Below are 12,679 nucleotides of genomic sequence, written 5' to 3'. Positions count from 1 at the left end.
CCCCGAACACCCCGCCGCCCAACCCCGGAGAGAAGTCACATGCGCGTCGAGATCTGGAGCGACATCGCCTGCCCCTGGTGCTACATCGGCAAGGCCCGCTTCGAGAAGGGACTCGAGGCCTTCGCCCACCGCGACGACATCGAGGTCGTGCACCGCTCCTTCGAGCTCGACCCGAACCGCGCCAAGGGCGACACCGGCCCCGTCCTGGAGATGCTCGCCACGAAGTACGGCCGCACCCTCGACGAGGCCCGGGCCATGGAGGCGCACGTCGCGTCCAACGCGCACTCCGAGGGCCTCGGCTACCGCACCGAGGGCCGCGACCACGGAAACACCTTCGACATCCACCGGCTGCTCCACCTCGCCAAGGACCGCGGCCTGCAGAACGAGCTCCTGGACCTGGCCTACCGCGCCAACTTCGCCGAGGAGCGCTCCGTCTTCGACGCCGAGACCCTGGTGACCCTGGGCGTCGAGGCCGGTCTCGACGAGGCCGAGGTGCGGACCGTCCTCGCCGACGACTCGGCTTACGCCGAAGCCGTACGCGAGGACGAGCGCGAGGCCGCCGAACTCGGCGCGAACGGCGTGCCGTTCTTCGTGCTCGACCGCCGCTACGGCATCTCCGGCGGCCAGCCCGCCGAGGTCTTCACCCAGGCCCTGGAGCAGGCCTGGCAGGGCCGGGTCCTCCAGACCGTCGGCGGCGACGCTGCGGTCTGCGACACCGACGGCAGCTGCGAGGTCCCGGGCGCGTGATCACCCGCACTCCCTCCCACCTGCGGCGATAAGCGCGGCTTGGGGATCCCCCACGATCGAACCCAATTGACGGGTGATCGTGGGGAATCCAGGGTGAGGGCATGGATTCCCTGGAAAAGCCCCTCGGGGGCGCCGAGTTCGCGCCGAAGAACACCTACCTCAACACCTCCGCCTGCGGGCTGCTGCCGCGCCGCGCGATCGAGGCCGTCGTGCTCCTCGCGGAGGAGACCGCCGCCGGCCGCCCGGGCGGCGCCGGGGACTTCGAGGTCGTGAACGAGGCCCGCGCCGCGTACGCCCGGCTCGTGGGCGTCGCGCCCGAGCGCGTCGCCGTCGGCAGCTCGGTCGCCGTGCACTGCGGCAAGATCGCCCAGTCGATGCCCGCCGGGTCCGAGATCCTCTTCCCCGAGGGCGACTTCTCCTCCGTCATCACCCCCTTCACGATCCGCGGCGACCTCAGGACCCGGTTCGTGCCCCTGGACGGGCTCGCCGAGTCCGTCGGCCCCGACACCGCGCTCGTCGCCTTCTCGGCCGTGCAGTCGGCGGACGGCCGGACCGCGGACTTCGCGGCGATCCGGGCCGCGGCGGCCGCGCACGGCGCCCGGACCCTCCTGGACGCCACCCAGTCGGCCGGCTGGCTGCCGCTGCGCGCGGGGGAGTGGGACTACACGGTCGCCGGCGGCTACAAGTTCCTGCTCTGCCCGCGCGGGTCGTCCTTCCTCACCGTCACCGAGGAGGCGCAGGACTCGCTCCTCGCGATCCACGCCAACTGGGTCACCGGCGAGGAGCTGTGGGCGAACAGCTACGGCCCGGTCCGCGAACTGGCCCGCGCCGCACGCCGCTTCGACGAGCCCCCGGCGTTCCTCTCGTACCACGGGGCGGCCCGCTCGCTCGCGCTCCTGGAGGAGATCGGCGTCGAGCGGATCGAGGCCCACGTCAAGGGGCTCGCGGCCCGCTTCCGCGCCGGCCTCGTCGCCCTCGGGCACGCGCCGGTCATGGACGAGTCGGCGGTCGTCGCCGTCCCCGGACTCGGGGACCGCGCGGACGCCCTGCGCGAGGCCGACGTCCTGCTCTCCGTCCGCGCGGGCAATCTGCGCGCGTCCTTCCACCTGTACAACACGGCGGCGGACGTGGACCGCGCCCTGGAGGTCCTGGCGGGCTGACACCCGTACCGCGCCCGCGGGGGCGGCGCGTCCGCGCGAGGGCGCCGTACCTCCGGGGGCGTCCCGTTCAGCAGCCGCGCGGCGGGGCCGGGCACTCGCCCGCCTCGCCCGCCTCCTCGCGCAGGTTGTCCGCCACGAGGCCGAGGAGCCGCGCCAGCTCGGCCCGGTCGTCGGGGCCGAGCCCGCTCAGGGAGGCCTGCTCCAGGTCGGACCAGACGCCCTCGACGCCGGCGCGCAGCGACCGTCCCTCGTCCGTCGCCTCGACCAGGACCGCCCGCCGGTCGGCGGGGTCGGGGCGGCGCAGGACGAGGCCGCAGTGTTCCATGCGCTGGAGCATCTTGGTCACCGTCGAGGCGTCGAGCCCCAGGGACTGGATCAGCTCGGACTGACGGACCGGTCCGCAGTCCCAGAGCCGCATCATCATCATCTCCTGGCCCGGGTAGAGGCCGAGGTCCCGCAGCCGCCGCCCGGCGGCGATCCGGTGCATCCGGGCCACCCGGGCCAGGGCGACGCTGACGGGGCCGCCGTGGGCGGCGGAGGGCGCCGTCTCGGTACAGACGGGGTCGGTTCCTGACATCGCGGGCTCCTCGTGAGGGTCTCCCCACAGATTACCTTGGCTGGCCAAGCAATGGGTTACAGTGGCATCCGGACCAGATACTTGGCCGACCACATAAATGTGTGAAGGGGACAGCCATGACCACCGCCTTCGACCCCGTGGACCTCGCGGGAACCCGTCTCGCCAACCGCATCGCGATGGCCCCGATGACCCGCAGCCGTGCCGAGGGGGACAGCCGCACCCCCACCGCGCTCGTCGCCGAGTACTACGCCCAGCGCGCCTCGGCCGGGCTCATCATCACCGAGGGCACCCAGCCCAGCGCCGTCGGCCAGGGCTACCCCAACACCCCCGGCCTGCACAGCGCCGAGCAGGTCGCCGCCTGGCGCGAGGTCACCGACGCCGTCCACGAGCGCGGCGGGAAGATCTTCGTCCAGCTGATGCACGCCGGCCGGATCAGCCACCCCGTGGTCCTCGGCGACGGCCTCCACCCCGTCGGCCCGTCCGCCGTGGCCCCCAAGGGCCAGCTCTTCGCCGGCACCGGCCTCATCGACTTCGTCGCCCCGCGTGAGCTCACCGCCGACGAGATCCGGGAGACGGTCGCCGGCTTCGCCGAGGCCGCCCGCAACGCCGTCGACGCCGGCTTCGACGGCGTCGAGATCCACGGCGCCAACGGCTATCTCATCCAGCAGTTCCTCGCCTCCGGCTCCAACCACCGCACCGACGAGTGGGGCGGCCCGGTCGAGAACCGCATCCGCCTCGCCGTCGAGGTCGTCAAGGCCGTCGCCGCCGAGATCGGCCCCGAGCGCACCGGCCTGCGGATCTCCCCGGCCAACACCTACAACGACATCGCCGAGACCGACACCGAGGAGCTCTACCCCGCCCTCGTCGCCGCGATCGACCCCGTCGGCATCGCGTACCTGCACGTCACGGAGCCCGCGCCGGAGATCCGCGAGCTGACCCTCGCCCTGCGCAAGGCCTTCTCCGGCATGTTCATCCTCAACCCCTCCACCGAGGGGCCGACCGGCGCCGACGCGCTGACCCTGATCGAGGACGGCACCGCCGACCTCGTCGCGTACGGCGCGCTGTTCCTCGCCAACCCCGACCTGCCCGCCCGGCTGCGGGCCGGCGGTCCGTTCAACGCCCCGGACCCGGCGACCTTCTTCGGCGGCGACCACCGCGGCTACACGGACTACCCGGCGCTGTGACCGGAGCGCTCTGAGCGCCCGGAGACGCGTGGAAGGGGCGGGGTCCGACACCGGACCCCGCCCCTTCCACGTCCCGTTCCCGTCCGCGTCCCGTACGCCGGCGTACGCGGGTCGGCGTACCCGGACCGGTCAGACCGCCCAGGCCTCCGTGACCGCCCGGCGCGCGCCCTCCAGGTCCACCGCGCGGCCCGCCTCGCCGAGCGCCGCGCCCAGGGCGGCCAGCGAGGACTGCACGGCGCCCGGAGTCGCGTCCACCCCGTAGTGGTTGACCCGGATCATCTCCTTGGCCAGCGCCCCGCCGCCCGCGATCAGCGGCAGCGACGGATCGGCGGCCAGCGCCTTCGCCACCAGCTCCGAGGCGTCCACCCCGGCCGGCACCCGCAGCGTCGTCGCGACCGGCGCCGCGTCCTTCGCCTCGTGCACGTACGGCTCAAGGCCACCGCCCAGGGCCAGCGCGCCCGCCCGGGTCGCCGCCGCCGCGGCGGCGTGCCGCGCCATCAGGGCGTCCAGGCCCTCGGCCTCGATCCGCTCGACGCAGGCCTCCAGGGCCAGCATCTCCAGCTGCGCCGGAGCGTGCAGCAGGGTCTTCCGGCCGCCGTCGATCCAGCGCTCCTTCCAGTCCAGGAGGGAGAGGTACGAGCGGCGCGGCGCGGCCGGGTTCGCGGCGAACCGCTCCCACGCCCGCGCGCTCACCGACACCGCCGACACACCCGCCGGCCCGCCCATCGCCTTCTGCGCGCCGATGATGCACATGTCCACGCCCCAGGCGTCCGGCAGCACCGGCTCGGCACCGATCGACGCCACCGCGTCCAGGTAGAACAGCGCGCCGTGCGCCCGCACGACCTCACCGATCTCCGCGACCGGGTTGGTGTTGCCGGTCGCCGCCTCCGCGTGCACCAGGGACACGAAGTCGATCTCCGGGTGCGCGGCGAGCGCCTGCTCCACCTGCGCGGCCGTCACCGCCGTGTGGAAGGGCACCTCCAGGTCGACCACGGTCGCGCCGCAGTCCCGCAGCCAGTTGCCGAAGGTCTGCCCGTACGGCCCCGTGACCACGTTCAGGGCGGTCGATCCGGCCCGCGCACCGCTGCGGATGCACCCCTCCAGGGGGAGCAGCGCCTCGCCCTGGGTGATCACCACGTCCTGCTCCGTGGAGAGCAGCGCGGCCACCCGCCGCTCGATCGACGCGAAATGCGCGGCGGTCAGCGGGGCCAGGTCCAGGAGCGGATGTGTCACGGTCACGGCGGTGCCTTCTTCGACTCGGATTCGTGCGGGGCGGAACTCCGGATCAGGGTACCGAGGGGCCCTCCCGGCCGGGGTCCCGTCCTCGTACAGTGCAGACATGAGTGATCACGCGGTGCTGCACGTGAAGGGACGGGTGCTCGTCGGCCCCGACGACGTACGGGACGAACTGTGGTGCGTCGACGGGCGGGTCACCTTCGACCGGCCCGCCGCCGAGGCGGTCACCGTCGAGGGCTGGGTGCTGCCCGGACTCGTCGACGCGCACTGCCACGTCGGCCTCGACCGGCACGGCCCCGTCGACGAGGCGACCAGCGAGAAGCAGGCCCTCACCGACCGGGACGCGGGCACGCTGCTGATCCGGGACGCGGGCTCGCCCTCCGACACCCGCTGGATCGACGAGCGGGACGATCTGCCGAAGATCATCCGAGCCGGGCGGCACATCGCCCGCACCCGCCGGTACATCCGCAACTACGCCCATGAGATCGAGCCCGCCGACCTCGTCGCCTACGTCGGCCGAGAGGCCCGGCGCGGCGACGGCTGGGTCAAGCTCGTCGGCGACTGGATCGACCGCGAGGCCGGCGACCTCACCGCCTGCTGGCCGCGCGCCGAGGTCGAGGCGGCCATCGCCGAGGCCCACCGGCTCGGCGCCCGCGTCACCGCGCACTGCTTCGCGGAGGACTCGCTCCGGGACCTCGTCGAGGCGGGCATCGACTGCGTCGAGCACGCCACCGGCCTCACCGAGGACACCATCCCGCTCTTCGCCGAGCGGGGCGTCGCGATCGTCCCGACCCTGGTCAACATCGCGACCTTCCCGCACCTCGCCGACGGCGGCGAGGAGAAGTTCCCCCGCTGGTCGGCCCATATGCGGCGGCTGCACGAGCGCCGGTACGACACCGTGCGCGCCGCCTTCGACGCGGGCGTCCCGGTCTTCGTCGGCACCGACGCGGGCGGCTCCCTCGCCCACGGCCTGGTCGCCGAGGAGGTCGAGGAGCTGACGAAGGCCGGCATCCCGCCGATCGACGCGCTCGCGGCCACCGCCTGGCGAGCCAGGGCGTGGCTGGGGCGCCCCTCCCTGGAGGAGGGCGCCCCGGCCGACCTCGTCGTCTACGGCGAGGACCCGCGCGCGGACGTCCGCGTCCTCGCGGCGCCGCGCCGGGTCGTCGTCAACGGTCGGGTGGTGGGGTAGCCCCCACCACGCCGTCGGGTGATCAGCGGCGGGTCAGGAAGGCCAGCCGGGCCTTCTTCTCCGGGATGAAGACCTCCGGCAGGTCCACCTCGGGCAGCACGACCTCCGGGCCGAGCTCGAAGCCGGCCCGCACCATACGGGCGATCGCCTTCTCGTTGGAGGCGTCCGGCTCCACGACCACACGGGTGCGGTCCCGCAGCGTGAAGGCGATGAGCACGGACAGGAGCTTGCCGGTGAAGCCCGGCTGCGGGGCCGAGTTCGGCGCGATGAGGAAGTGGGCGCCGATGTCACCGGGCTCCACCTCGTAGCACTCGCTGACGCGGTCGGCCTCGGGGTCGTACGTCTGGAGCAGGGCGACGGGCACGTCGTCCAGGCTCACCAGGAAGCCGTGGTGGGTGGTGAGCGAGTCGAGGTGCGCGTAGACGTCCCGGACCTGCTCGACGGTGGTGCCGACCATGCCCCAGAAGCGGGACCGTTCCTCGTTGACCCAGGCGTGCAGGAGCACGGCGTCGCGCTCGGGCTCGACGGGCCGGACCGTGACGGTGCCGAAGCCGTCGATGCTCCGGACGTAGGCGGCGGTGGCGGTGGTCATCCCTGCTCCTTGGTGAGGTTCTGCCAGTCGGTGGTGACGGGGGCGAGTTCGCCCCTCAGCCACAGTGGAAGCTGGTCGCGGTGGTGCGGATCGCCGGGCACGCCGGACGCGCCGAACGGAACGATCCAGCCGCTCCGTTCACGGTCGGCGAGGTCCCAGACGTAGCGGGCGGCGGAGGCCCGGGCGCTGCGGTCGGTCCACCCGGGCACGCTGGACGTGGAGAGCACGCAGTCGTGGTCCCCGCCGAGCCCGGGCCACTGCGCGTCGTCGGGGTCGGGCAGCGCCTGCCAGGGCGCGAGCCGGTGCGTCACGCCCCAGGCGGCCGGGGGCTCGCCGGCGCCGACCTCGTCGAGCGCCTCGGCCACGATCCGGTCGACGTCCGCTGCGGGCACGGGCCCGGCCACGAGCAGGGTCTCCAGGGCGTAGGCGACGCGCGGCCCGAGGGCCAGCCAGGGCCGGAACACCTCGGGGTACGGGGCGGGTTCACGCAGCGCCGCGAAAGCCTCGTGGGCGGCGAACCGTCGGACGACGGCCCCGCGCACGGCGGCGTAGAGACCGGCGTCGGTGCTCTCCGCGTCCATCCGCCGGTCCCAGGCGAGGAGCCGGTCGCGTACGGCGGAGGCGGCGGGGGAGAGGCCGGCGAGGTCCGGTCCGCCGCCGTCCCCGGTTCCGCCCACCCGGGCCACGGCCGCCAGGAGGCGGGCCGCCGAGCGGTTGTCGGTGTCCCGGTGGACGGCGGTGACGCTCTCCGGGGTCCAGTCCGCCGAGGCGCCGAGGAGCGCGTCGATCCGGTCGGCCCGGTGCGGCGGGGCGAACTCGATGCCCAGGGGGGCGGCGAGGCCCCGGGCGTTGGCCATCACGGCGTGCCCGTCCACCTCGGCGCGGGGCAGCGGCGCCGGAGCGTCCTCCCACGCGTGCGCCGGGTCCCAGGCGGGCACGATCCGCAGCGAGTTGGCCCGGTGCCGTACGGGAACCCGGCCGGCGACCCGGTGCAGCAGACCGCCCTCGGTGTCGGCGGCCAGGACGACGTTGACCGGCTCGACCCAGCCGTCGAGGGCCGTGTCCACGTCGGCGACGGTCCGGGCGCGCAGCAGCGCGGGCAGCACCTCGAACCCGAGCCGGCCGGTGACACGCGGCAGGTACCGCAGCGCGACGCCCTCCCAGACCGGGGCTCGGTCCCGCGAGGCCCGGTCCGGGGAGCCCCCGTCCCCGGCGGCGCCCTCCGACGCGGCGTCGCCGGGCTCGTCGTCCACCCCGATGATCACCGGGCCGCGGTCGGTCTCGATCACCTCGACCACGACCGGCTCCCCGCCCGCGACCTCGATCGTCTCGGTGCGTGTCGTGGCCGGGCGCCAGCCCTCGGGGCCGTACGCCTCCACCCCGCCGTCCGGGAGCCGCCGCAGCCGCTCCCGGTAGAGGTCCTGGTAGTCCGACATCGCGTTGGTGATCGCCCAGGCCACCGGCCCGGTGTGGCCGAAGTGGGCGAGTCCGGGGATGCCGGGCACGGCGATGCCCACCACGTCGTACGCGGGGCAGGCGAGCCGGATCTGCTGGTAGACGCCGGGCGCCTCGATGAAGCGGTGCGGGTCGCCGGCCACCAGGGCCGACCCGCTCGCGGTCCGCCCGCCCGCGACCAGCCAGCCGTTGGAGCCCGAGGTCCCCGGTCCGTCGGTCGCGAAGAGCTCCGTCCACTCCTCGCCGAGCCGGCGGGCGACCTCCTCGCGCCACATCTTGGTGGGGAAGCCGGCGAACAGGATGTGGGTCGTCAGCCAGACGGCGAGCGGGGTCCACGGCTCCCACCGGCCGGGCGCGAGGCCGGTCGCGGCGAACTCGGGCGCCCGCCCGGCCCCTTCCGCCAGGCCGTCGTTGACCCCGTCCACGTAAGCGCGGACCCACGCCGCCGTCCGCGGGTCCTCGCGTTCGAGCCGCTCGAAGCAGCGGCGGGCGGTGTCGGCGAGCCGGGAGCGCCGGGCGAAGGTGTCCCAGCCCAGCTCGGCGGCGCCGAGGAAGGCGGCCGTGGTGCCCTGGGCGCGGTGCCGCTCGACCTCCAGCTGCCAGGCCCGGTCGCGGGCGGTGACCCGGCCCTGCGCGAAGGCGAGTTCGTCCTGGTCCGCGGCGCGCAGATGGGGGACGCCCCACGCGTCCCGGTAGACCTCGATGCTCACGGAGACCCCGATCCCGTCCATGTCTTCAGCGATTTTCTTAGGTTAGGCTGACCTAAATTAATCTACAGGAGTTCAGGGGAGGGGATTGCGGTGGGTCACGGCTGGCAGGGTGCCGTTCTCAAGCTGATGCGGGGCAAGGACTTCACGTTCACCGTGACGGGGGCCGAGCAGGTCACCGAGGACTACCGCAGGGTGCGCTTCACGGACGGCGGTCTGCTCGCCGCCGCCGGAATCCACCCCACGATGTGGGTCCGGATCTGGTTCGAGAACGCGGGCAAGCCGCACCAGCGCGCGTACACCCTGGTCGACCCCGACCAGGAGGCCGGCACCTTCAGCTTGGAGTTCGCCCTCCATGACGGCGTCGCCAGCCGCTGGGCCCGCGCCTGCGCCCCGGGCGACACCGTCGAGGCGACCCTCCAGGGGACCGGCTTCGACGCCCCGGAGCCGCGCCCCGGACGGCTCCTCGTGGTCGGCGACCCGGCGTCGCTGCCCGCCGTCAACTCCCTGCTCGACGCGCTCCCGGGCGTCCCCGCCACCGTCTGGTTCGAGACCCAGCACGCCTCCGACGAGGAGCTGCCGTTCCGGCTCGACCCCGAGCACCACGAACTGCGCCGGGTGCCGCGCCGGAACGACGGGGCCGACCTCGTCGCCCGTGTGAAGGCCGAGCTCCCCGCCCTCGCGGACTCCGACCCGTACGTCTGGATCGCCTGCGACACCACGACCACCCGGACCCTCGCCACCTATGCGCGCAAGGAACTCGCGCTCCCCAAGGAGCGTGTCCACGCGCTCGGGTACTGGCGCGCGAGCTGACCGACCTCTCCTGATGCGCCGGGTTGACGATCCGTTACCCCGGCGCACGGCGGCTCGTTCACACTCTTCCCGTGGGACCCGCTGTATGTCCCCGCGTGCGAAAGACGCGGGACACCCGGGAACGGTTGTGTCGAAAAAAATCGAATATGAACACGGAAACCCCCCTTTGGAGTGAACTCACGTCAGGCGACTGTCGGTTCACTCTCCGTGCGTAAAGATTCCGGTGTCTCAAGTCGCCGAGGCCGCGCCGACCCACCGTCCCCGTGGTGAGCGGCCGGCGACGCCATGTCTCTTGTGGGGGTTCCACCATCTTGAACAGCAACACCTTCCGCACGCCCGTACGCCGTACCGCCGCCGCGACCGTCGCCGCCCTGGCCGTCGGCCCCGTGCTCCTCGTGGCCCCGGCGGCCCAGGCCACGGGCGGCGAAGGGCGCGCCACCGCCGTCGTCCTGCGGACCGGCCTCGACGTCTCCCTCCTCGACAAGACGGTCGACGTGCCGCTGCGGGTCTCCCTCAACGAGGTGAAGGCGCCGGAGACCGAGAACGAGACCGCGCTCTCCGTGAAGGTGCAGGGGGCCGAGGAGGGCAAGCCGATCGACATCCTCGCCGCCGACGTCGCCACCTCGAAGGCCACCATGGACGAGAAGAAGGCCGAGGGGTACGTGAACCTCGTCAAGGCCGAGGTCCACGTCCCCGGAATCCCGCTGCTCTCGCTCATCGAGGTCCAGAAGGTGACCTCCAAGGCCCTGTGCGAGGTGGGGAAGAAGCCGGTCGCCGAGTCCAACGTCCTCGGCCACGTCATCGTCTTCGGGAAGAAGACCACCCTCTCCACCGGCGGCCGGACCCAGGTCAGCGTGCCCCAAGTCGGACAGGTCACCCTCGACCTGTCCCGTACGTCCACCACCTCGCGCACGGCGGCGGCGACCGCCCTCGAACTCAAGGTGGAGGTCGACCCGCTGAAGCTCGGCGTCGCCGAGGTCAACGGCACCGTGACGCTCGCCGAGGCCACCTGTGAGACGCCCAAGGGCACGGCCCCGACGGAGCAGCCCACCGAGAAGCCCACCCAGGAGCCCAGCGAGCGGCCCTCGGAGCAGCCCACCCAGCAGCCCTCGGTCAAGCCGAGCGACGCCGGCGGCATCAAGACCAACAACGGCGGCACCACGCCCACCCAGAACCTCGCCGAGACCGGCGGCAGCTCCACCACCCCGTACATCGCGGGCGGGGCGCTCGCGCTCCTCGTGGCCGGCGGCGGCGCGCTCGCGCTGACCCGCTCGCGCGCCCGCTCCCGGGGCTGACGGTCCGAGGGGGCGCGCAGGGGCATGCGCCGGGGGGCGCGGTGGCCGGAGGCTCCGGGGGGAGCCTCCGGGAAAGCACGGGTCCGGGGAGGGCGACGGTGACGACGTCGCCCTCCCCGGACCCGCGTGCGGTACGCGTCGGCCGCCCGGCGGCGGCCGCTCAGCCGCCCATCAGCAGGGCCTGGTCGAGGGCTTGCAGGAAGCGGTTGGTCGTGGCCCGGTCCCGGACCGCGATCCGCAGCCAGTTCCGGTCGAGCCCCGGGAAGGTGTCGCCCCGGCGGGCCGCGAAGCCCAACGACCGCAGCCGCTCCCGGATCGCGTCCGCCCCGTCGATCCGCAGCAGCACGAAGGGGCCCTCCGACCCCGGCACCGTCCGCACCTCCTCGAACTCCGCGAGCCCGGCGAGCAGATGGGCCCGCTCGACCCCGACCCGGTGCGCCGCGTGCTCGGCCTCCGCGAGCGCCGCCCGCGACATGCACGCCTCCGCCGCCACCAGCGCCGGCGTCGACACCGGCCACAGCGGCTGCGTCCGCTCCAGGGCGGCGATCGTCGCCGGCTCGGCCAGCGCGTACCCGATCCGCAGTCCGGCGAGTCCCCATGTCTTGGTGAGGCTGCGCAGCACCACGAGCCCCGGCACGTCGGTCCGCCCGGCCAGCGCCTCGCGCTCGCCCGGCACCGCGTCCAGGAACGCCTCGTCGACCACCAGGGTCCGCCAGGGTCTCGCGAGCGCGGCGATCGAGGCGGCGGGATGCAGCACGGACGTGGGGTTCGTGGGGTTCCCGATCACCACCAGATCCGCGTCCTCGGGGACCGCCGCCGGATCCAGCCGGAAGCCGTCCTCCTCGCGGAGCAGCACCCGGCCCACCTCGTGGCCGACGTCACGCAGCGCCGCCTCCGGCTCGGTGAACTGCGGATGCACCACGACGGGCCGCCGCACCGGAAGCGCCCGCGCGATCAGCACGAAGGCCTCGGCCGCGCCGGCCGTGAGCAGCACCCGGTTCGAGGGCAGGTCGTGCCGCTCGGCCACGGCCGCGCGCGCGGCCCGGCCGTCGGGGTAGGCGGCGAGTCCGGTCAGGGAGTCGGCGATCCGCTCCCGCAGCCAGTCCGGTGGGGTGTTCGTCCGGACGTTGACCGCCAGATCGATGAGTTTCTCGTCCCGTACCTCGGCGTCACCGTGGTGGCGCAGGTCGTGGGCGTCGGTATGCAGATGCATGTCCATGGCCGCCGTCGTGTGGGGGGTGGGGATGGTGGGGGGTGAGCCAGGCTCGCCAGCGATGTACCCGTGAGTTCGGGGCAACAACCGTGCGCCTGGGGCGTCTTCGTTCGGGCGAAACGGGACAGAAGCGGCGAGAGCGCACGTTACGCGCCGGGTTTTGCGCTTCGGTACGAGCAGCCCGACGGACGCGCCCCCGCCCGCCGCGAGCAGCGCGGCCGCCTCCGCCACCGACGCCGTACCCGTCGCGGCCAGCGGCGCCGCAGACGGATGCGGTACGGGCACGGCCGCGAGCTCCTCCGAGGTGAACGCCCGCACCGGGACGCCGAGCTCCGCCGCCGCGCCCGTCATCCCCGGCTCCGCCGCCCGCGTGTCGAGCGTGGCGAGCGAGCGGACGTCCGCACGCGTCAGCCCCGCCTCCCGCAGCACCGCCCCGACCAGGGCGAGCACCTCGTCCACCGGGACCCCGGCCCGGGCGCCGACACCGAGGTGCGCGGACGCCACCCGATCC

Annotated in this window: 11 protein-coding genes; 6 read left to right on the top strand and 5 right to left on the bottom strand. The window is 74.0% G+C overall.

Annotated features, from left to right (window positions below; translation table 11 throughout):
- The first annotated feature begins 39 nt into the window (after positions 1-39).
- Positions 40-747, top strand: a complete 708-nt coding sequence (locus ACIP8Z_RS32590) for a DsbA family oxidoreductase (protein ID WP_402089858.1) — start codon at positions 40-42, stop codon at positions 745-747.
- 101 nt (positions 748-848) lie between these two features.
- Positions 849-1,907 (top strand): aminotransferase class V-fold PLP-dependent enzyme, encoded by a 1,059-nt coding sequence (locus tag ACIP8Z_RS32585; protein ID WP_402089857.1) that lies wholly within the window; start codon positions 849-851, stop codon positions 1,905-1,907.
- A 67-nt stretch (positions 1,908-1,974) separates the two neighbouring features.
- On the opposite strand, the gene ACIP8Z_RS32580 is transcribed toward ACIP8Z_RS32585, so the two are convergent.
- A complete protein-coding gene (locus tag ACIP8Z_RS32580; RefSeq protein ID WP_402089855.1) occupies positions 1,975-2,484 on the bottom strand; it encodes a MarR family winged helix-turn-helix transcriptional regulator in 510 nt (169 codons plus the stop codon).
- 116 nt (positions 2,485-2,600) lie between these two features.
- On the opposite strand from ACIP8Z_RS32580, the gene ACIP8Z_RS32575 reads away from it, so the two are divergent.
- Complete coding sequence (locus tag ACIP8Z_RS32575; RefSeq protein WP_402089853.1) at positions 2,601-3,668, top strand: alkene reductase; 1,068 nt, start codon at positions 2,601-2,603, stop codon at positions 3,666-3,668.
- A 129-nt stretch (positions 3,669-3,797) separates the two neighbouring features.
- Here the strand turns inward: ACIP8Z_RS32575 and ACIP8Z_RS32570 are convergent, their stop codons facing one another.
- Positions 3,798-4,901, bottom strand: coding sequence for a pyridoxal-phosphate-dependent aminotransferase family protein (locus ACIP8Z_RS32570; protein WP_402090052.1), 1,104 nt, complete (start codon positions 4,899-4,901; stop codon positions 3,798-3,800).
- Positions 4,902-5,007: 106 nt separating this feature from the next.
- Between ACIP8Z_RS32570 and ACIP8Z_RS32565 the strand changes: the two genes are divergently transcribed.
- Positions 5,008-6,093: an amidohydrolase family protein gene (locus ACIP8Z_RS32565; protein WP_402089851.1), complete on the top strand. Its 1,086-nt coding sequence runs from the start codon at positions 5,008-5,010 to the stop codon at positions 6,091-6,093.
- Positions 6,094-6,115: 22 nt separating this feature from the next.
- Here the strand turns inward: ACIP8Z_RS32565 and ACIP8Z_RS32560 are convergent, their stop codons facing one another.
- Together ACIP8Z_RS32560 and ACIP8Z_RS32555 are read right to left on the bottom strand one after the other, a co-directional pair.
- Entirely contained in the window at positions 6,116-6,685 is a 570-nt protein-coding gene (locus tag ACIP8Z_RS32560; protein ID WP_402089849.1) for a GNAT family N-acetyltransferase, read from the bottom strand.
- Complete coding sequence (locus ACIP8Z_RS32555; RefSeq protein WP_402089847.1) at positions 6,682-8,871, bottom strand: penicillin acylase family protein; 2,190 nt, start codon at positions 8,869-8,871, stop codon at positions 6,682-6,684. The genes ACIP8Z_RS32560 and ACIP8Z_RS32555 overlap by 4 nt, the downstream gene beginning before the upstream one ends.
- Positions 8,872-8,940: 69 nt before the next feature.
- Between ACIP8Z_RS32555 and ACIP8Z_RS32550 the strand changes: the two genes are divergently transcribed.
- Positions 8,941-9,660: a siderophore-interacting protein gene (locus tag ACIP8Z_RS32550; protein WP_402089845.1), complete on the top strand. Its 720-nt coding sequence runs from the start codon at positions 8,941-8,943 to the stop codon at positions 9,658-9,660.
- A 311-nt stretch (positions 9,661-9,971) separates the two neighbouring features.
- The gene (locus ACIP8Z_RS32545; protein WP_402089843.1) at positions 9,972-10,955 is read left to right on the top strand and encodes an SCO1860 family LAETG-anchored protein; all 984 of its coding nucleotides are present in this window, start codon (positions 9,972-9,974) and stop codon (positions 10,953-10,955) included.
- Between the two features lie 160 nt (positions 10,956-11,115).
- On the opposite strand, the gene cobC is transcribed toward ACIP8Z_RS32545, so the two are convergent.
- Positions 11,116-12,672 (bottom strand): Rv2231c family pyridoxal phosphate-dependent protein CobC, encoded by a 1,557-nt coding sequence (gene cobC / locus ACIP8Z_RS32540; protein ID WP_402089841.1) that lies wholly within the window; start codon positions 12,670-12,672, stop codon positions 11,116-11,118.
- Between the last annotated feature and the right edge of the window lie 7 nt (positions 12,673-12,679).

The organism is Streptomyces sp. NPDC088553, assembly GCF_044752965.1.
Taxonomy (GTDB): Bacteria; Actinomycetota; Actinomycetes; order Streptomycetales; family Streptomycetaceae; genus Streptomyces.
This window is presented reverse-complemented; position numbering and strand designations above follow the sequence as displayed.

Excerpts from the sequence above, each read along its gene's own strand:
- ACIP8Z_RS32555 (WP_402089847.1), bottom strand. The coding sequence starts at position 8,871 with ATGGACGGGATCGGGGTCTCCGTGAGCATCGAGGTCTACCGGGACGCG.
- ACIP8Z_RS32565 (WP_402089851.1), top strand. The coding sequence starts at position 5,008 with ATGAGTGATCACGCGGTGCTGCACGTGAAGGGACGGGTGCTCGTCGGC.
- ACIP8Z_RS32580 (WP_402089855.1), bottom strand. The coding sequence starts at position 2,484 with ATGTCAGGAACCGACCCCGTCTGTACCGAGACGGCGCCCTCCGCCGCC.
- ACIP8Z_RS32575 (WP_402089853.1), top strand. The coding sequence starts at position 2,601 with ATGACCACCGCCTTCGACCCCGTGGACCTCGCGGGAACCCGTCTCGCC.
- ACIP8Z_RS32590 (WP_402089858.1), top strand. The coding sequence starts at position 40 with ATGCGCGTCGAGATCTGGAGCGACATCGCCTGCCCCTGGTGCTACATC.
- ACIP8Z_RS32585 (WP_402089857.1), top strand. The coding sequence starts at position 849 with ATGGATTCCCTGGAAAAGCCCCTCGGGGGCGCCGAGTTCGCGCCGAAG.
- ACIP8Z_RS32560 (WP_402089849.1), bottom strand. The coding sequence starts at position 6,685 with ATGACCACCGCCACCGCCGCCTACGTCCGGAGCATCGACGGCTTCGGC.